Genomic DNA, 17614 nt, shown 5'->3' with positions numbered 1-17614 from the left:
CGCGCGCTCCTGACCGTCGCGGGCGATGAACTCAGGAAAGACGGTGGCAACAGGGCCAACCGGGTTCCTCGTGCCGACCGCACCGAACAGCCGAAAGGCTGGGCTTCCGAATCTAGGAATCCGGTGTGCGGTGTGAACAGCAAACCCTTCTTTGTCAGGAGAAAGACCATGCAACTCGCATCCCGTTTCGCTTCCCGTTCGCCGGTGCTGCGTTCGGAACGTCCCTTGTCGGATGACCAGATTCGCGCCGTAGCGCCTTCCATCTTCGCGGAAGCCCCGCACGAAAGCCGCTCCGAGCGGTACAGCTACATCCCCACCGCAACCGTGCTGCAAGAACTGCGCGGGGAAGGCTTCGAGCCTTTCATGGTGACGCAGACCCGCGTGCGCCACGACGACCGCCGCGACTACACCAAGCACATGATCCGGCTGCGCCACGCCAGCCAGATCAACGGCCGCGAGGCCAACGAAATCATCCTGCTGAACTCCCATGACGGCACCAGCAGCTATCAGATGCTGGCCGGGATGTTCCGCTTCGTTTGCAGCAATGGCCTTGTCTGCGGCGACACCGTGGCCGACGTGCGCGTGCCGCACAAGGGCGACGTGGCCGGGCACGTCATCGAAGGCGCTTACGAAGTCCTGCATGGCTTCGACCGGGCGCAGGAATCGCGCGATGCGATGCGCGCGATCACGCTGGACGCCGGGGAATCGGAAGTGTTCGCCCGGGCTGCGCTGGCGTTGAAGTACGACGAGGACAAGCCCGCGCCCATCACGGAATCGCAAATCCTGATGCCACGCCGCCATGACGACGACCGCCGCGACCTGTGGAGCGTGTTCAACCGCACGCAGGAGAACTTGACCAAAGGCGGCCTTTCCGCCCGCGCCGCGAATGGCCGCCGCCAGACCACCCGGCCCGTGCAGAGCATCGACCAGAACGTGCGCCTGAACCGCGCCCTGTGGCTGCTGGCCGATGGCCTGCGCCAGTTGAAAGCCTGAATCCCCACGCTGCAGGGGCAGGCAGCAGCCCTTGCCGCTTCTCTCGCTGCTGCATCCCAACCGCTAGGAGAAATCACCATGAACGCCGTACTCAAAACCGAAGCCGTCGCCATCGAAGCCGCTGCACCGCTGGAAGTGGCCGACCCGACCAAGAACTTGATCTTGGTTCCCCTTTCGCAACTGTTGCCGCGCCGCTCCAAGCGCAACGTCCGCACGACCCCGCGCCAGTCCATCCCCGAACTGGCCGCGAGCATTGCCCGCATCGGCCTGCTGCAAAACCTGATCGTCATCCTTTCCGCCGATGGCGAGGCTTACGAGGTGGTGGCCGGTGATCGCCGCCTGACCGCCTTGAAGCTGCTGGCGAAGAAGAAGCGCATCCCCACCGACTACGAAGTGCCGTGCCTGCTGGTGGCCGATGCCAGCGCCCGCACCGTCAGCCTCGCGGAGAACGTGCAGCGCGAGAACATGCACCCCGCCGACCAGTTCGCGGCCTTCGCCGCGCTAGTCAAGGAAGGCCGGCCCATCGAAGACATTGCCGCCGACTTCGGCGTGTCCCCGCTGGTGGTGCAGCGGCGCTTGAAGCTGGCGAACGTCTCGCCGCGCCTGATGGCCGACTACCGGGCCGGTGGCGTGACGCTGGAACAGTTGATGGCCTTGACCATCACCGACGACCACGCCGCGCAGGAAGCCGCGTTCTATGGTGCGCCGGAATGGCAGCGCAGCCCGTCCAAGCTGCGCGAGCGCCTGACCGAGCGCGAAATCGACGCCGCGCACGCGCTGGTGCGCTTCGTCGGGCTGGACGCCTACCGGCAGGCAGGCGGCGGCATCCGCCGTGACCTGTTCGCCGAAGGCGATGCCGGAACCTACGTCACCGATACCGCAGTGCTGGAAACGCTGGTGCGCGACCGGCTGGCAACGCTGGCCGAGGATGTGCGCGCCGAGGGCTGGGCATGGGTGGAGGCCGTGCCGCATCTGGCCTACGAGGAACGGCAGGCTTTCCAGAACGCCCCGCGCCATCGCCGCGAGCCGACCACCCGCGAGGCCCGCCGCATCGCCTCGCTGGAATCCCGCCTCGAAAAGATCGACGCCGAACTGGAAGAAGCCTGCGGCGCCGAGGACGAGGCCAAGGCCGAGAAGCTGGAACAGCGGCGCGATCAGGCGGTCGGGGAACTGCAAGACGCGGAGGACGCCTTACAAGGCTACGCCCCCGAGGTGCGCGAGGTGGCAGGTGCCATCATCACCATCGACCGCAACGGCGAGGCCGTCATTCATCGCGGCCTGCTGCGCGAAGCCGAGGCGAAGGCGCTGCGCACGCTCGACAAGCTGCGGCGCGGTTTCGGCAGCACCGAAGGCGAAGCCGCCAACGACGAGCACGAGGACGCCGACGACGCACCCAAGGCCGCGAGCCTGTCCGACCGGCTGGCGCAGCGGTTGAGCGCCCACCGCACGGCGGCGCTGCAAATCGAAGTCGCGCGGCATCCGCACGTCGCGCTGGCCGCGCTGGTGCATGGCATGGTGCAGACCGTCTTGCAGGAGCGCCACTATGGGCATGACCTGCCGCTGGGCGTGAGCCTTAAAGTGCAAGACCGGCTGGAGGGCATGGCCCCGGACTGGCCGGAATCGCCTGCCGCCGTGGCGCTGTGCGAACTGCAGCAGGTGGCAGGTGTTGCCTTGCCGGAGGACGGCGCCGAACTGTTCGCCGCGCTGCTGGCGAAGCCGCAAGACGAGCTGGTGCGGTTGCTGGCCGTGTGCGTGGCTTTCACGGTGGACGTGATGACGCCTCGCGCCACGGTGCACCGGCCCGGCGAGGAACTGGCGCAGGCCGTGCGCCTCGACATGGCCGCATGGTGGAAGCCGACCGCAGCAGGCTACTTCAAACACGTTTCCAAGGCCGCGATCCTGCAAGCCGTGGGCGAGTACGCACCGGAGCAGGTTGCCCGGCTGGCGAAGTTGAAGAAGGCCGACATTGCCAGCGAAGCCGAGCGGCTGGCCGATGGCACGGGCTGGATGCCTGCCATCTTCAAGGCCGAAGCGCCGCAAGCCTCGCAGGCAGAACCGCAGGAGCAGGACGACGCACCGGAGGGTGCCGAGGCAATGGCGGATGAAGCCACTGTGGCGCTGGCCGCTTGACCCGCGCCGACAGCAAGCGCCTCGGCCTCGATGACCGGGGCGCTTTGCGTTGTATGGCGGCTCATCGAAACGAAGAAATAACCCGACCAGCACCGCACCCAAGCCGTTCCGCCCTGGGCGCGGTGGACGAAAAAATCCGGGCGCGGCAGTGGCCGCGCCCGGTGTTCAAAGCGGGCAGCCGAGTCAGAACGCCGCCGCCTTCGCAGTGGCTCAGGCGGCGGAGTTGACGGCATCGCGGCCGCGATGGGCGCAGTGCCATTACTGCGCATGGCATCCTTTTGCACCATGACCATCAGCATCACCTTGAAGACCTGGGCCAAGCGTATCAAGCGCGATGGCGTGACGCTGTGGTTTGCGGGCAAGCATCCTCTGACACCGTGGTATGCCAAGGCCCTGGGGCTGTTCGTGGTGGCCTATGCTTTGAGTCCCATCGACCTGATTCCCGATTTCATCCCCGTGCTGGGTTATCTGGATGACATGATCCTGCTGCCTGTCCTGATCTGGCTGACCGTGAAGCTGCTGCCGGCCGAGGTGCTGGCGGAATGCCGTATCCAAGCCGATGAATGGATGCGGGTGGAAGGGGCCAAGCCCCGAAGCCGATTCGGTGCAGTGCTGATTGTGGCTGTGTGGCTGGTGGTGGGTGCGGGGCTGTGGTTCTGGCTCCAGTCGCATCTGTAGCTTGTCGTTGATTTCGGGATGACCGGCCTAGGCGTGTCGGCGCACAGCGCCGCCGGGCTTTCGGGCTGCGCCCCGTGCCGACTTCGCTGTCACGGCCATTCGGCTTCAATCCCTCACGCCTTCGCGCCTGCGGCGCTGCGCGCTTCGCTTGCCTCCAGGGGAAAGCCCTGCGGGCTATCCCCGCCGCGCGATGCTTGGCGCCCCTCGATGCCGCCGAACCGGCTGCGCCGGATCGGCCCGGCCAGCGCCCCGCCGCGATGGGCGGGGCGCCGGCGAACACGCTGGCGCTCGCTGCGGCAGGTTGTGCAGGTGCGTGCCGTCCTCAACGCTGGTGGTTCCTGCCCATCACGTCACGAAGGACGGTTCACGGACAACCCGCCCGGCATCGCTATGGAGCTTGCACGCCACGCCTCAAGAGCGGCGCCGCCAGGTGCGGCGGGGGCGTTCTCGCTTGTCGTCGGATGGTTGACCTGGCCCGCGTCAGTGGGCAAGCCGGAGAAGCCTTCGGGCAGGGATGCCGAGTCGGCCCCATCTCCTTTCGGAGCGGTTCGGCCCAAGGCGTCCTTGTCTCGTTGTGAATCCTGGTGGGGGCGCGGCTGCGCCTCGGGCTTATGGCTGCAACCGTCCGGCGAAAACAATTTCCCCGCCGCTACGCGGCTTCCTCGCGCAGCAAATTCTTTTCGCCTCCCGGCTCTCCACTGCGTTGCGACCGCAAGCGGTGCAGCCAGCCCGTCCCCCGCCGGCCGGATCACAACAAGGACGCGATGGGCGCGAACCTTGTTCAACCGAAAGGAGAAACATCATGGCCAACATCGGCACCTTCACCGCAGACAAAGACGGCTTCACCGGCACACTTCGCACCCTGACGCTCAACGTCAAGGTCAAGCTGGTTCCCAACGACAAGGGCGACACCGAGAACGCCCCCGACTTCCGCCTGCAGGCGGCCGGCCACGACATCGGCGCGGCGTGGAAGAAGACCAGCGAGGCCGGGCGGTCCTACGTGTCCGTATCCCTCGATGATCCTTCGTTCCCGGCGACGATCTATGCCCGCCTGATCGAGAACGAGGACGGCACGCACGACCTGATCTGGTCGCGCAGCAAGCCCAAGGCGGCGTGACCGCCGCAGCGCCCCGCCCATCGCGGCGGGGCGCTGTCCTGGCAGCACTGTCGCCTTTGCTTGCCTCGCAAGAATTCGTCGGCCAGCGCCGACTACGAAATATCGACGGTCAGAACGTAAACCGATATTCGCTTGTCGGGGAATCCCCACTTCCCAGCCGGATAGTTTGTATTCACCTGAAGTTCCGATCTCAACGACAGTTCCGCACCTGCGGCGAACAGGACTTCGCTTTCGTGGCCAAGATTGGTCCCTTTCCGCCTGTAAGCAAAGACCTTGGTCTTCGGGCTGATCGCTCTTAAAACAAACAGGTCAATCCTATTTGCGTCATAGCCTTTACCCTTATGGTCTGCGTTGCGCAAGGCGACCTGGGGGCAGAATGAAGTGGACAGTGGACGATCTGCAACAAAGCCATTGCCGCCGGGCCATAGTCCTGCGTGGAAAAGGCATTGACCTTCACTGAGCACGCCGCCGACCGCTTCTATCTCTGCGGAAACCTGCTTGAAATCGCAGTGCGGGTAGAGTTTCTGATACCGTGAGAGTTCGTCTGGCGTCTTGGACGGCATCGCCTGTCTCCAAGACTTGTATGCAGCGCTGCGATCCAAAGCATCGTCGATGAAGTTTCCAAGACCATTGTCAGCACTGACTGCCGCCATGTAGTTGGCCGCTTCATTGGCGTTGGAGATAGTTGCTTTCAGTCTGACTTTGACAGGCAGATGGGGATTTCCTGCTGCCAGCATTTCTTCGAGCGTGGCATTTCTCGTTTCCCAAGCCTCATAGGGAGGGGAAAACGTATCTACAAGCGGGAGGTTCACCAACAAATACCCTGTTCAACGTTTCTTCTGATGGGTTTCTACGTCAATCTGCGCAATGAGGTCCAGTTCCTGGCGCACCTGCGCCAGCAGCTCGTCGGCCTTGCGTGGGCTGTCGCCCGCAAAGGCAAGCGTCAGCAGCGTGAGCGGGTGGATCTCCATCACCTCGCACAGCTCGGTCAACTTGTGCAGGGTCGGACTTTTCAGGTCGCGCTCCAGGGTACTCATATAGGTACGGCTGGACACGTCAGAGAAGGCTTCCTGGCTCAAGCCACGCGCCTTCCTGACTGTCTTCAACGCCTTCGCCAATGAGTTCCCAGCCGCCACCTATGGTTTCCCTCGAAAAACCAAGATGACAGCCTATTGCGCCCTATAGAGCTACAATCTATAGTGTTCATTTGGTGTTCTACGTTTTTGTGCCTTTACGGAAATCCGCATCGGCGGGTTCCAGCAAAGCCACGCAAGCGCATCCGTGCTTGCGCACGAAGGCGTAAATCCGGTTTCGCGGTTCTGCGCTTCGACGTGGAACCGCGTTCGTGCATCATTGGATTTGTGGGATTGCCGACCATGCCCCAGCCACTCGCCACCGTCCCGGAGCGCGCGCAACTGCTCGCCAACGGCGAGGCCCGCGCCGCTGGCCGGGCCATCGACCCGGTACCCGTGGTGCGGCTGTTCACGCCGGACGCGCATGTGACCTGGCTGCTGGCCGCACTCGATCCGGTCGATGGTGACACCGCCTGGGGACTCATCGACCTGGGAATCGGGATGCCGGCGCAGGGAACCGTCAAGCTGTCCGAGCTGGCCGGCATCGTCGGGCCGCGCCAGCAGCCCGTGCTGCGCGACCGCTATTTCCACCCCACGCGCACGCTGTCGGAGTACACCCGGCTGGCCGAGCGCGACGGCGCGATCCCGGACTGAATACGGCCGACTGTGACTTTTTCAGTCTGACGTCATACCGGGCAGGTCTTAATCAGCATTCTTGCGGCGTAGCCCCACCAGTCTGATCCAAATAGACATGATGCCCAGCGCGGGCTGCGGCAGGCTGGCCTGTGCAGCACTCCAAGTTCGGGGCGCTGCCGCCGCATCATTGAGACGAATATCGCAACGCATCGGAGCCAATCGGTCTTGACAACCTCATCCGCCTTTTTAACCCATGACGCTCTGACGATGGCGATGTAGCGCGTAGTTCTTCCGTGGCGGCGAGTCCTGTTCGCAGGAGGAGGCGTCATGGTCAATCCTCATCACCTCGCGCATTGGTATCCGACTGCCGCATACCTGTATGTCTTTTGGCTGGATGCGCTCGCGCTCGCTTGGGAGTATTTGCGCAGGCATCCCGACTACCGGCTCGACTGGCTTCGCCGTCATCGCCGGCCAGACATGGCGCATCGCTGGGGCTTGCGCCTGCTGGAAGACCCGGCGCTCGATGCGCGCGACGCGCATCCGGCTTGGCTGCCCGGCCATGCCGCCTTGGTGCAGCTCTACCCTGATGCCGATCCGCCACAGGATGCGGCGACCTTCGCGTTCTGGCGCATCCCCGGCCACAAGCAACTGTTGCATGACGGCAAAGGGCTGGCGCTGATCGCGCGCAGCCCAGGTCATTGCCTGCGCTTCGCGCTCGCCCCCGGCCTGGAAGACGGCATGGCCGTGGCCTATGCCCACCGCGGCGAGGCTGCCGCACCCGCGCGCGGTCATTCGCTCCAAGCGGCACTGGCGGCCGCCAAGCCCCGGCCGACACCTACCGCGCTGCTGGAACTGCACAGCTTGCAGGCGCTCGACGCGACCCTCGCGGGCGCGTCCTTGCGTGAAGTCGCGGAAGGACTGTTCGGCGTAGATGCCGCAGCCGATTGGTACAGCGATGGCGGGCTGCGCTCCAAGGTGCGCCGCCTGGTGCATCGCAGCGATGCGCTGATGCGTGGTGGCTACCGCCGATTAGCACAGCTTCCGCCGCTTGAGAAGGGTCGTTTTGATGTGGATGCAGAACGGCCCTGATCTAAAACCCCTCGCTTCTTGAGACTGCCTCCATCCGGTCGCGCTGTGTGGCCGGGCGCTTTCAACCGATGGAGGTTCACACCATGCGTCCCGCTCCCTTGCGGCCTGCCGCCACTGTCTCGACCGCTGCCGCGCAGCCCCAACGCTATCTCACCAACGACGAAGCCGCCGAGTACCTGCGCTTGTCGCCGCGCACGCTGGAAAAGCAGCGCGTGATCGGCGGCGGCCCGCGCTTTCGCAAGTTCGGCCGCCGCGTCATGTACGCCGTGGCCGACCTCGATGCCTGGGCCACCGACCGCAGTTTCGAGACGACTTCCGACCCCGAATACGCCGAGCACCACTCGGCCGACAGCCGTGCGCGCTGATCGGCGGCGCGCGGCAGGCCATCGCCATGTCCAGCACCGCGCTGCCGTCCCGGCAGCGGCCGTTGCAGGAGCGCGAACAGCTCGACCTGTTCCGCGCCTTGCCCGGCGACGTGGCGCCGCGCGACAGCCAGGATTTGATGGCCTATCCGTTCTTCTCGCTCGGCAAGTCCAAGCGGGTCAAACCCATCGACTTCCGCGCGGGCAACGTGACGATCCGCGTGGAAGGCACGCAGGAGCACGGCATCGCCACGATCTGGGATGCGGACGTGCTGATCTGGGCGGCCTCGCAGATCGTGGAAGCGAAGGACGCGGGCCTGCGGCCGTCGCGGCTGATGCACGCCACGCCCTACGAGATCCTGCGCTTCATCGGGCGCGGCAAGTCGCTGCGCGACTACCAGCGCCTCAAGGCTGCGCTGGATCGCCTGCAATCGACCACGGTGGCCACGTCCATCCGCGAGACGACAGGCCGGCGCCTGCATCGCTTCTCATGGATCAACGAATGGAAGGAACTGGCCGATGCCAGCGGCACGCCGCTGGGCATCGAGCTGATCCTGCCGGACTGGTTCTATGCGGGCGTGCTCGACGCTGCCCTGGTCCTGACCATCGACCCGGCGTATTTCCGACTGACCGGCGGCATCGAGCGGTGGTTGTACCGGCTGGTGCGCAAGCACGGCGGCAAGCAGGCATACGGCTGGCAGTTCGACTTCCGCTACCTGCACCAGAAATCCGGCAGCACCGCCAAGCCCTACGACTTCGCCTGCGACCTGCGCGCGCTGGTCGCGCGACAGTCGCTGCCCGGCTACGTCCTGGGCATCGAGCGGATGCCCGACAACGGCATGGAGTTGCTGACGTTCCGACCCGTGCCGCAGACGGCACGGGGATAACTTCGGGAAAGCCTGTGAATGGTGTCGTGCTATCAGGCGTGCGGGGTATCGTGCTATCAGGCGTGGGACTATCGTGCTATCAGGCGTGCCGATCGACCGCAAACCCACGCCAGCATTGGGTTTGTGCGCCCTCTAACTTCCCTAACTTAATTTCTCTAACTTTTAGTAGGGAAACGCCGCTGCGGTGGACAACCACCACGCGGCCACAAACGGCAGGCAATACCAGCCAGCAGCCGACAGGTTTTGCAGACCGATCAAAGCAAGGCTTTCCAGCATGGAGGGCCGCGTCATGATCGTCGCTCTGCTCAACCAGAAAGGCGGCGTGGGCAAGACCACGCTCGCCACGCACATCGCCGGCGAGCTGGCGTTGCGCGGCCAGCATGTCGTTCTGCTCGATGCCGACCCGCAGGGTTCATCGCTGGACTGGACACAGCGCAGAAGCCAGCAAGGCTTGCCAAGGCTGTTCAGCGCCGTGGGCCTCGCACGCGAAACGCTGCACCAAGAGGCGCCAGAACTCGCCAGGCGAGCCGATCACGTCATCATCGACGGCCCGCCACGCATCGCGGCACTGGCGCGCTCCGCGCTGCTGGCGGCCGAGCGCGTGCTGATCCCCGTGCAGCCCAGCCCCTACGACCTGTGGGCCAGCGCCGAGATGGTGGCGCTGATCCGCGAGGCGCAGGTGTTTCGGCCTGCGTTGCGTGCGGCCTTCGTCATCAATCGGCGCATCAGTACCACCGTCATCGGGCGCGAAGCGCGCCAGGCGCTGGCCGACCAACCGCTTCCTGCGCTGCGCTCGGAAGTGCATCAACGCATCGTGTTCGCCGACAGCGTGGCCGCTGGCCGGCTGGCACGCGAGACGGCGCCGGACAGCGCCGCCACGCGTGAAATCACCGCCCTGGTGGACGAACTGCTGCGGTGGCCGACATGACAGCGAAGCCGCCACCAAACAGCAAACGCACGGTAAAGCGCGTCGGCATCGGCGCGCGTCCGCCCGCGAATCCGCACGCCGAGGCGTGGATTCGCCAAGGCGACGCCGATGCGCTGGGCAAGGGCGACCTCTACACCGCCCGCCTGACCCTCGACATCACGCCCGCCATGCGCGCGCGCATCAAGGTGTCTGCCTTCACGCAAGGCGTGACCGTGGCCGACCTGCTGCGCGGCCTGTTGGAGCGGGAGTTTCCAGAGCATCGCAGGGAGAACACCCCATGACCGCATCCGCTTCGCCTGCCGCTGGCGCGGCTACGGCTGCGCTCGCAGTACCTTCCGGCCAGCCTGCCAGCGCGCCGTTGACGCGCGTGGCACTGGCCTACATCGAACCGCGCTTCAAACTCTACCTGCGCTTCGGCGAACCTGCGCGCACGCACCAGCTCGACCGCTGGCGGCGCTGCGCGGTGTTCCTGCCGGGCGCCATGTTGTGCCGCATCCGCTGGCAGGCCAACGACTACGGCACGATTCGCTGGCAGCTCATGGTGATGCAGGCTTGCACGCCGCTCGATGCGGCGCAGCGCATTACCGGCGTGCAGCCGGGCGCGCGCCTGCTGCTGCACGCTGAGGGCGAAAATCAGGTGCGCGCCGTGCTGGAGCGCATCGACGCCATCGAGGCGCTGGGCATCGCGCCTGTTGGCGCCTCTCCCGTGTACTGGCACACGCTCGCCAACCGGCTCGCTGCGCGCCTGCCGCTGCCCGAATACACCGCCGAGCGGCACGCCGCATGGCTCATCGGGAGCGCGCTGCCATGAACGCCGTTTCGACTACCGGCACCGCCCCACGTCCTCGCTCGCGCCTGCGCGCTCGCATCGTGCTGGCGGGCCTGTCCGCCTGCGGCCTCGCTGCGTTGGCCTGGGCGTCCTTTGTGCATCCGCTGCCGCGCCTGATCTACAACCCGTCCGACAGCGTGGCGGTCGGCTGGTATCGCGTCGATCCGCAGGGCCACGGCACCGACTCGCTGCCACGTCCTTTGTCCGTGGACAGCATCGTCCTGACCACGCTGCCGCCAGATGCCGCTGCGCTGGCCGCGCAGCGCGGCTATCTGCCGGCGCGCGTGCCGCTGCTGAAGCGCGTGGGCGCCGTCGCGCCGCAGGAAGTGTGCATCGCTGGCGGCATTGTCCGCATCGACGGCGTGCCTTCGGCCGCCGTGCTGCCTGCTGACCGCTGGGGCCGGTCGCTGCCATCCTGGCAGCAATGCCGCCGTCTCGAACCCGGCGAACTGTTCCTCTTGAGTGTGACCAACCCGGCGTCGTTCGACAGCCGGTATTTCGGGCCGGTCAGCACATCCGCCGTGATCGGGGTCGCGCATCCGGTCTGGCTGGAGTTCCGCCCATGATGGCCGCCGATTCGCTGCACGTCGCCGTGCATCTCATCGTGCCATCGGGCGTGTCGTTCTGCTGGCCGTCGCCGTGTCGTCGCGCGTGCAGTGCGGGTGCAGTCGCACCGCACTTCGCGCTGCCTCCGGCGCAGCCGTCCACCGTGCAGGCGTCTTGCCTCGAACGCGCCCGGCCTATGGCCGTCGCCGCGTTCGCCGGCGCGCTGGCTGCTCACGCAGCAGCGCCGCCGGGCCGCCGCTGCCCGGAGCGACAGCGAGGGGCAAAGGCGGAAGGCAAGACAAAAGGACGCGGCACCGGGCCGCGTCGAAAGCCAGTCTGCACGTGGGGGTGGCGCGGCACGCAGCGGCTTCGCTGCCGTGCCGCGTGTGGCGCGAGGCCCGCGCCAATGCAGGCATGTCCGCGTGCTTCGCACGCCGGGGCACGCCGCAGCTTTCAAGGAGCGAAGCCATGAGCGACCGCAGCGACGACGATTTCCGGGTGCGTCCCAGCGCCCCGAAGAACCGGGGCAAGGGCCAGGGGCAGAGTTTCGTTTCCAAGGTGCTCAAGCAGGCGGGCAAGGCCAGCAGCGGCAAGTCCACGGTGCGCCGTCCGGCGTCGGCGCGTGGCACCGGCCAACGCCCCGGCTCGCGCCTCGGGCGCGGCCACACGGCAGCGCGCTTCGCCGGGGCGAAGCTGACGCCCATGTCCCGGCGCGTGACCATCAAAACGCTGCTGGTGAATCACCAGCGGGCCAGCCCGCAGTCGCTCGCCAAGCACCTGCGCTACATCGAGCGCGACGGCGTGGGCCGCGACGGCGAGCCGGGCCAAGCCTACGGGCCGCACACCGATGCCGCAGACCTTGACGCCTTCAAGGAACGCTGCGCCGACGACCGGCACCATTTCCGCTTCATCCTCTCGCCTGAGGACGGCGCGGAGCTGGAAGACCTGCGCACCTACACGCGGCATCTGATGGGCCGCATGGAGGCCGACCTAGGCACGCGGCTGGAATGGGTGGCCGTCAACCACTGGAACACCGACAACCCGCACACGCACATCGTCGTGCGCGGGTGCGACGACACAGGCAAAGACCTCATCATCGCGGGCGACTACATCGCCGATGGCTTCCGCCATCGTGCCGCCGAACTGGCGACCGAATGGCTGGGGCCGCGCACCGAGCTGGAGATCCAGCAGACCTTGCAGCGCGAGGTGGAACAGGAGCGGTGGACGAGCCTGGATCGCACGCTGCAACGTGAGGCCGACGACGATGGCCGGGTGCAGATCGAACGCTTCAATGAACCCCGGCTGCAACGCCAGCGCCTGCTGCTGATCGGCCGCCTGCAACGCTTGCAGCGCCTGGGTTTGGCCGACGAGACACAGCCCGGCACCTGGGCCGTCCATGCGGACGCGGAGAAGACCTTGCGCGCCCTGGGCGAGCGTGGCGACATTATCCGAACCATGCAGCGGGCCATGAGCGGCCAGCCGCGCGAGCTGGCGGTTTTCGAGCCGGGCGACGATGGCCGAACCATCCTCGGCCGCGTAGCCGCGAAGGGGCTGGCCGACGAGCTGCGCGACCGAGGTTATCTGGTCATCGACGGGGTGGACGGCAAGGCCCACTACGTCGCGCTCAACGCCCACGACGAACTGGCGAACTATTCGGCCGGCGCCGTGGTGGAAGTGAAGGGATCGGCCGACGTGCGCGCGGCCGACAAGAACATTGCCGCGCTGGCGAACGATGGTTTGTACCGCACCGACCATCACCTCGCCATCGCGCAGGGTCAGGCCGTGCCCGGCCGTGACGCGCGGGAGGTCGTGGCAGCCCACGTTCGCCGTCTGGAAGCCCTGCGCCGAGCCGGCATCGTGGAACGTGTCACCGAAGGTCTATGGAAGGTGCCAGGCGATCTGCCCGAGCAGGGCCGCCGCTACGACGCGCAGCGTTTGGGCGGCGTGGCCGTAGAGTTGAAATCGCACCTGCCCATCGAGCGGCAGGCCCGCGTGATCGGCGCCACCTGGCTCGACCAGCAGTTGATCGGCGGCGGCAAGGGGCTGGGCGACTTGGGTTTTGGAAGCGAAGCCAAGCAGGCGATGCAGCAGCGTGCCGACTTCCTGGCAGAACAGGGGCTGGCCGAGCGGCGCGGGCAGCGGGTGATCCTGGCCCGCAACCTGCTGGGCACGCTGCGCAACCGGGAACTGGCGCAGGCCGCAAAGGACATTGCCACCGAAACCGGACTGGAGCACCGCGCAGTGAACGACGGGCAGCGCGTGGCTGGCATCTACAGGCGCTCCGTCATGCTTGCCAGCGGGCGCTACGCCATGCTCGATGACGGCATGGGCTTCAGCCTGGTGCCGTGGAAGCCGGTGATCGAGCAACGGCTGGGACAGCAGCTCGCCGCAACGGTGCACGGCGGCAGCGTATCTTGGAGCCTTGGTAGGCAACGAGGATTCACCACTGATTGAGCATGCATAGCCGGATGGCCGAGAAAAATGCCAGATTGATCGGCCACTGAATCTTCAGCAGCCCACAATCTCAACTCTGCTGGTCCGGTGACGTAGGAAAGCGTCGAAGGCCCGTGCAGATGCAGCTTGCTGCTGCGCAAAAAAACGGTTAAAATCCCAAGGCAACCCTTAAACCTACGACCAGTCAATTCGGAGTATTACCAGTGTAACTATCAGTCTCGCAGCGAGCCGTTTTCTTAATCAATCTTCGCTCGCACGAGGCTATACGTTCGACTGGCCGTGGTTCGCCAGCCCTTATTCTTAGGGCTGTTCTCTATTCCGGGATCGGAAAGAGGCATTCGCGCCTACGTCCGTTCCAGCCTGTGCTTGAGCACGCCCCGGAATAGACTAATGATGAAATCCTTGCGCCAGGACTGGCTATCCAATGTCCGGCACGACTTACTAGCGGGCATCGTCGTCGCGCTGGCCCTAATCCCCGAAGCGATTGCCTTCTCGATCATTGCAGGCGTTGACCCCAAGGTCGGCCTGTATGCCTCTTTCTGTATCGCCACCGTGATCGCCTTCACAGGCGGGCGGCCCGGCATGATCTCGGCCGCCACCGGCGCGATGGCGCTGCTTATGGTAGTGCTGGTCAAGGAACACGGCCTGCAATACCTGCTGGCTGCCACGGTGCTGACTGGCGTGCTTCAGATCATTGCCGGCTGGCTCAAGCTCGGCGCGTTGATGCGCTTTGTCTCGCGCTCGGTCATCACCGGCTTCGTCAACGCGCTGGCGATCCTGATCTTCATGGCGCAACTGCCCGAGTTGACCAACGTCACTTGGCACGTCTATGCCATGACGGCGGCTGGCCTTGGGATCATCTACCTTTTCCCCTACGTTACCAAAGCGGTGCCTTCGCCTTTGGTTGCCATCGTAGTGCTGACGATTGTTGCCATTGTCCTGGGCATCGACATTCGGACTGTCGGTGACATGGGCCAGTTGCCCGATAGCCTACCGATCTTCCTGCTGCCCGATGTGCCGCTGAACCTGGAAACCCTCGGGATCATCTTCCCGGTGTCGGCGACCCTTGCGGTCGTCGGCCTGCTCGAATCCATGATGACGGCTTCCATCGTCGATGACCTGACCGACTCCAACAGCAACAAGAACCGCGAGTGCGTGGGCCAAGGTGTGGCCAACATCGCCTCGGGCTTCCTGGGCGGCATGGCGGGTTGCGCCATGATCGGCCAGTCGGTCATCAACGTGAAGTCCGGGGGCCGAGGCCGCCTCTCCACGCTGGCCGCTGGCGTATTCCTCTTGTTGATGGTCGTGTTCATCGGCGATTGGGTTTCCCGCATCCCAATGGCTGCATTGGTCGCCGTGATGATCATGGTATCCATCGGCACCTTCAATTGGGCCTCGATCCGCGACCTGCGGAAGAACCCCAAAAGCTCCAGCGTCGTCATGCTGGCGACGGTCGCCGTGACGGTCGGCACACATGACCTGGCGCAAGGCGTGCTGGTCGGCGTGTTGCTCTCGGGCTTCTTCTTCGCCCACAAGGTCGGCCAGATTCTCCGCGTGACCTCGCGCACCGAGGACGAGGGGCGAACCCGCACTTACACCGTTACAGGACAGGTGTTCTTTGCTTCGGCAGAACGCTTCGTCAATGCCTTCGATTACAAGGAAGTCATCGAGAAGGTGCGCATTGATGTGAGCCGCGCCCACTTCTGGGACATCACCGCCGTCAGCGCCTTGGACAAAGTGGTCATCAAGTTCCGGCGCGAAGCCACCGAGGTGGAAGTCATCGGTCTGAACGAGGCCAGCACCACGATGGTGGACAAGTTCGCCGTGCATGACAAAGACGGTGCCGACGACATGCTGATGGGCCACTGACAGGAGACACGATCATGAAGAACGAAAACAAAGTCTTGGCCTGCGTGGATCAATCTCGTTTTGCCGACTACGTGGCCGACTACGCTGCATGGGCGGCACGGCGCATGGACGCGCCGCTGGAATTCCTGCATGTCATCGACCGCCATCCCGAACAGGGTTCAGGCGAAGATCGCAGTGGAGCCATCGGCATCGACGCTCAAGAAAACCTGCTGACCAAGCTATCGGAAGAAGACGAGGCTCGGTCGAGGAATGCCCGCGAGCACGGCCGCATCTTTTTGAACCGGCTGCGCGAGCGTGCTGTCGCTGCCGGTGCCGCATTGGTCGATGTTCGCCAGCGTCACGGCGAATTGGAAGAAACCTTGGTCGAGCAGGCCGAAGGCGTGCGTCTGTTGGTGTTGGGTCGCCGTGGAGAGTCCGCAGACACAACCCAACGGGATCTAGGGCGCAAGGTGGAACGTGTCGTGCGTGCCTTGAACAGACCGATTCTGACCGTCACCGAAGACTTTCACGAACCGCAGCGCGTGATGATCGCCTTCGATGGTGGAACCGTCACCCGGCGCGGAGTGGAGATGGTCGCCGGCAGTCCGTTGTTTCGTGGCCTGCCAATCACCCTCCTGATGGCAGGCAAGGAAAGCCAGGATGCACCAAAGCAGCTTGATTGGGCAAAGACCACCTTGGAGGCCGCCGGCTTTGAAGTCACGTCATTACTGGCACCTGGTGACGCGGAAACAGTGATTGCCACGGAAGTAAAGGAACAGGCCATCGACATGCTCATCATGGGCGCGTTCGGCCACTCTCCGCTGCGCAGCCTGTTGTTTGGAAGTAAGACGACCGATTTGCTGCGATCGTCGAGTATTCCAACGCTCTTATTGCGGTAGTCGGAGGCGGTTGCAAGGCGGGCGCCTGCTTCGGATCGATGCTCCCATTGGCGCCAGGTGGGGGCGTCAATCTACATCGTACGGCGCAAAAGAATCAGTTGCTCGATCCACCCTGACCTTCTGCTGGTCCATTGGCTGTTCATGAGCAACGGGGTTTTAGTCACATGCGCATGAAGAAGGCAACTCCAAGTCTATATAGGGAAATTTCTCATGGAATTGCGTCACCTACGTTGCTTCCTAGCCGTTTCTGAGGAGCTTCACTTTGCCCGTGCTGCCGAGAAACTACACATCGAACAGTCGCCGCTTTCGCGTGCCATCAAGGAACTGGAAGAGGATCTTGGTGTGCAATTGTTCGTTCGCACCAGTCGCAGCACGCGGCTGACCCGCGCGGGAAAGTTATTCCAAGAGCATGTATTGCGTATCTTCGCCGCTTTGGAGCAAGCCCGAGAAAGCATGAAATCGGCGGCCAACGGGTTTCACGGGCAGTTGCGTATTGCTTTGTCCGACGGCATTACACCGTCCCGCTTGCCGGCCCTATTGGCACGCTGTCGCGAAGAAGATCCAGAGATAGAAATCCGACTGTTTGAGGTGTCTCTGGCCCAGCAGCTCAAGGGCTTGCACGATGACCTGTATGACGCGGGCTTCTCAATGGCCGACGAAGTGGGCGACGGTATTATTGTTGAACCGTCCTGGGAAGATGAGCTGATGGTGGCGGTGCCCGCTCGCCATCCCGCGCTGGCCCATAAGAGAATTCCACTGGAAGAAGTTCTGCGCTATCCCCTTGTCCTGGGCGATCCGGCAATCTGTGAAGGCCATGCGCGACAAGTGGACCGCGTACTGCGTAGGCAGGACAGAGAGCCATTAATCGTGCAGCGTGTAGCCACGTTCGACGTGATGATGACGTTGGTGTCGGCAGGCCTAGCCTTGGGACTTGCCGGGTCTGCACACATCGCCTCCAGTCGTGAACCAGGCGTCGTAGGCCGTTCACTAGCGGGGCGTCCACCCATGTTGACCACTTATTTGCTGCGTCGGGATGCGGAACCGTCGCAGGCGTTGGCTCGCTTCATCGAGCGGCTGGCATCCCTAGGGATAGACGATGCCTAGCCATCCACTCTCAAGTGTCACGCATTGGAGGAATCAATCAT

Annotated in this window: 19 protein-coding genes; 16 read left to right on the top strand and 3 right to left on the bottom strand. The window is 64.6% G+C overall.

Translation table 11 applies throughout. The features are described 5' to 3' along the window. The first annotated feature begins 168 nt into the window (after positions 1 to 168). The 4 genes from BKE09_RS01940 (at position 169) to BKE09_RS01920 (ending at position 4918) form a co-directional block, all read left to right on the top strand. Positions 169 to 993 carry a DUF932 domain-containing protein gene (locus BKE09_RS01940; RefSeq protein WP_043549481.1) on the top strand — a complete coding sequence of 275 codons (825 nt, stop codon included), beginning with the start codon at positions 169 to 171 and terminating at the stop codon, positions 991 to 993. A gap of 78 nt (positions 994 to 1071) precedes the next feature. Then, entirely contained in the window at positions 1072 to 3123 is a 2052-nt protein-coding gene (locus tag BKE09_RS01935) for a ParB/RepB/Spo0J family partition protein (RefSeq protein ID WP_075674711.1), read from the top strand. 285 nt (positions 3124 to 3408) lie between these two features. After that, complete coding sequence (locus BKE09_RS01930) at positions 3409 to 3801, top strand: YkvA family protein (RefSeq protein ID WP_043549479.1); 393 nt, start codon at positions 3409 to 3411, stop codon at positions 3799 to 3801. 802 nt (positions 3802 to 4603) lie between these two features. Next, on the top strand, positions 4604 to 4918 hold the full coding sequence (locus tag BKE09_RS01920; protein ID WP_043549477.1) for a DUF736 domain-containing protein: 315 nt from the start codon (positions 4604 to 4606) through the stop codon (positions 4916 to 4918). A gap of 92 nt (positions 4919 to 5010) precedes the next feature. Here the strand turns inward: BKE09_RS01920 and BKE09_RS23125 are convergent, their stop codons facing one another. Together BKE09_RS23125 and BKE09_RS01910 are read right to left on the bottom strand one after the other, a co-directional pair. Further along, entirely contained in the window at positions 5011 to 5730 is a 720-nt protein-coding gene (locus tag BKE09_RS23125; protein WP_075676544.1) for a hypothetical protein, read from the bottom strand. A gap of 15 nt (positions 5731 to 5745) precedes the next feature. Next, positions 5746 to 6054, bottom strand: coding sequence for a helix-turn-helix transcriptional regulator (locus BKE09_RS01910; RefSeq protein ID WP_043549476.1), 309 nt, complete (start codon positions 6052 to 6054; stop codon positions 5746 to 5748). Between the two features lie 240 nt (positions 6055 to 6294). On the opposite strand from BKE09_RS01910, the gene BKE09_RS01905 reads away from it, so the two are divergent. From BKE09_RS01905 to BKE09_RS01890, 4 genes are all read left to right on the top strand, one after another. Next, positions 6295 to 6645 carry a DUF2958 domain-containing protein gene (locus BKE09_RS01905; protein ID WP_043549475.1) on the top strand — a complete coding sequence of 117 codons (351 nt, stop codon included), beginning with the start codon at positions 6295 to 6297 and terminating at the stop codon, positions 6643 to 6645. A gap of 309 nt (positions 6646 to 6954) precedes the next feature. Continuing rightward, positions 6955 to 7716, top strand: coding sequence for a DUF2285 domain-containing protein (locus BKE09_RS01900; protein WP_043549474.1), 762 nt, complete (start codon positions 6955 to 6957; stop codon positions 7714 to 7716). An 83-nt stretch (positions 7717 to 7799) separates the two neighbouring features. Further along, on the top strand, positions 7800 to 8081 hold the full coding sequence (locus BKE09_RS01895) for a helix-turn-helix domain-containing protein (RefSeq protein WP_043549472.1): 282 nt from the start codon (positions 7800 to 7802) through the stop codon (positions 8079 to 8081). Between the two features lie 26 nt (positions 8082 to 8107). Further along, the gene (locus BKE09_RS01890; RefSeq protein WP_043549471.1) at positions 8108 to 8965 is read left to right on the top strand and encodes a replication initiator protein A; all 858 of its coding nucleotides are present in this window, start codon (positions 8108 to 8110) and stop codon (positions 8963 to 8965) included. Positions 8966 to 9127: 162 nt separating this feature from the next. On the opposite strand, the gene BKE09_RS23825 is transcribed toward BKE09_RS01890, so the two are convergent. Then, on the bottom strand, positions 9128 to 9256 hold the full coding sequence (locus tag BKE09_RS23825; protein WP_254916311.1) for a hypothetical protein: 129 nt from the start codon (positions 9254 to 9256) through the stop codon (positions 9128 to 9130). Here BKE09_RS23825 and parA point away from each other — a divergent pair. The 8 genes from parA (at position 9255) to BKE09_RS01840 (ending at position 17573) form a co-directional block, all read left to right on the top strand. Beyond that, entirely contained in the window at positions 9255 to 9893 is a 639-nt protein-coding gene (gene parA, locus BKE09_RS01880; protein WP_043549470.1) for a ParA family partition ATPase, read from the top strand. The genes BKE09_RS23825 and parA overlap by 2 nt on opposite strands. Further along, positions 9890 to 10174 carry a hypothetical protein gene (locus BKE09_RS01875; protein ID WP_009523273.1) on the top strand — a complete coding sequence of 95 codons (285 nt, stop codon included), beginning with the start codon at positions 9890 to 9892 and terminating at the stop codon, positions 10172 to 10174. Before parA ends, BKE09_RS01875 begins: the two co-directional genes overlap by 4 nt. Further along, complete coding sequence (locus BKE09_RS01870; RefSeq protein ID WP_043549469.1) at positions 10171 to 10704, top strand: DUF2840 domain-containing protein; 534 nt, start codon at positions 10171 to 10173, stop codon at positions 10702 to 10704. Before BKE09_RS01875 ends, BKE09_RS01870 begins: the two co-directional genes overlap by 4 nt. Further along, positions 10701 to 11288 carry a S26 family signal peptidase gene (locus BKE09_RS01865; protein ID WP_043549468.1) on the top strand — a complete coding sequence of 196 codons (588 nt, stop codon included), beginning with the start codon at positions 10701 to 10703 and terminating at the stop codon, positions 11286 to 11288. The genes BKE09_RS01870 and BKE09_RS01865 overlap by 4 nt, the downstream gene beginning before the upstream one ends. 448 nt (positions 11289 to 11736) lie before the next feature. Next, the gene (locus BKE09_RS01855; protein WP_033453514.1) at positions 11737 to 13722 is read left to right on the top strand and encodes a relaxase/mobilization nuclease and DUF3363 domain-containing protein; all 1986 of its coding nucleotides are present in this window, start codon (positions 11737 to 11739) and stop codon (positions 13720 to 13722) included. Positions 13723 to 14112: 390 nt separating this feature from the next. Next, positions 14113 to 15591 (top strand): SulP family inorganic anion transporter, encoded by a 1479-nt coding sequence (locus BKE09_RS01850; protein WP_033453512.1) that lies wholly within the window; start codon positions 14113 to 14115, stop codon positions 15589 to 15591. 14 nt (positions 15592 to 15605) lie between these two features. Then, the gene (locus tag BKE09_RS01845) at positions 15606 to 16469 is read left to right on the top strand and encodes a universal stress protein (RefSeq protein WP_079390316.1); all 864 of its coding nucleotides are present in this window, start codon (positions 15606 to 15608) and stop codon (positions 16467 to 16469) included. A gap of 210 nt (positions 16470 to 16679) precedes the next feature. Then, positions 16680 to 17573 carry a LysR substrate-binding domain-containing protein gene (locus BKE09_RS01840; protein ID WP_033453508.1) on the top strand — a complete coding sequence of 298 codons (894 nt, stop codon included), beginning with the start codon at positions 16680 to 16682 and terminating at the stop codon, positions 17571 to 17573. Positions 17574 to 17614: the final 41 nt, after the last annotated feature.

Source organism: Stenotrophomonas sp. TD3, assembly GCF_001939825.1.
Taxonomy (GTDB): domain Bacteria; phylum Pseudomonadota; class Gammaproteobacteria; order Xanthomonadales; family Xanthomonadaceae; genus Stenotrophomonas.
This window is presented reverse-complemented; position numbering and strand designations above follow the sequence as displayed.

Coding starts and splice junctions, on each gene's coding strand:
- BKE09_RS01940 (WP_043549481.1), top strand. CDS start 169: ATGCAACTCGCATCCCGTTTCGCTTCCCGTTCGCCGGTGCTGCGTTCG.
- BKE09_RS01935 (WP_075674711.1), top strand. CDS start 1,072: ATGAACGCCGTACTCAAAACCGAAGCCGTCGCCATCGAAGCCGCTGCA.
- BKE09_RS01930 (WP_043549479.1), top strand. CDS start 3,409: ATGACCATCAGCATCACCTTGAAGACCTGGGCCAAGCGTATCAAGCGC.
- BKE09_RS01920 (WP_043549477.1), top strand. CDS start 4,604: ATGGCCAACATCGGCACCTTCACCGCAGACAAAGACGGCTTCACCGGC.
- BKE09_RS01905 (WP_043549475.1), top strand. CDS start 6,295: ATGCCCCAGCCACTCGCCACCGTCCCGGAGCGCGCGCAACTGCTCGCC.
- BKE09_RS01900 (WP_043549474.1), top strand. CDS start 6,955: ATGGTCAATCCTCATCACCTCGCGCATTGGTATCCGACTGCCGCATAC.
- BKE09_RS01895 (WP_043549472.1), top strand. CDS start 7,800: ATGCGTCCCGCTCCCTTGCGGCCTGCCGCCACTGTCTCGACCGCTGCC.
- BKE09_RS01890 (WP_043549471.1), top strand. CDS start 8,108: ATGTCCAGCACCGCGCTGCCGTCCCGGCAGCGGCCGTTGCAGGAGCGC.
- parA (WP_043549470.1), top strand. CDS start 9,255: ATGATCGTCGCTCTGCTCAACCAGAAAGGCGGCGTGGGCAAGACCACG.
- BKE09_RS23825 (WP_254916311.1), bottom strand. CDS start 9,256: ATGACGCGGCCCTCCATGCTGGAAAGCCTTGCTTTGATCGGTCTGCAA.
- BKE09_RS01875 (WP_009523273.1), top strand. CDS start 9,890: ATGACAGCGAAGCCGCCACCAAACAGCAAACGCACGGTAAAGCGCGTC.
- BKE09_RS01870 (WP_043549469.1), top strand. CDS start 10,171: ATGACCGCATCCGCTTCGCCTGCCGCTGGCGCGGCTACGGCTGCGCTC.
- BKE09_RS01865 (WP_043549468.1), top strand. CDS start 10,701: ATGAACGCCGTTTCGACTACCGGCACCGCCCCACGTCCTCGCTCGCGC.
- BKE09_RS01855 (WP_033453514.1), top strand. CDS start 11,737: ATGAGCGACCGCAGCGACGACGATTTCCGGGTGCGTCCCAGCGCCCCG.
- BKE09_RS01850 (WP_033453512.1), top strand. CDS start 14,113: ATGATGAAATCCTTGCGCCAGGACTGGCTATCCAATGTCCGGCACGAC.
- BKE09_RS01845 (WP_079390316.1), top strand. CDS start 15,606: ATGAAGAACGAAAACAAAGTCTTGGCCTGCGTGGATCAATCTCGTTTT.
- BKE09_RS01840 (WP_033453508.1), top strand. CDS start 16,680: ATGGAATTGCGTCACCTACGTTGCTTCCTAGCCGTTTCTGAGGAGCTT.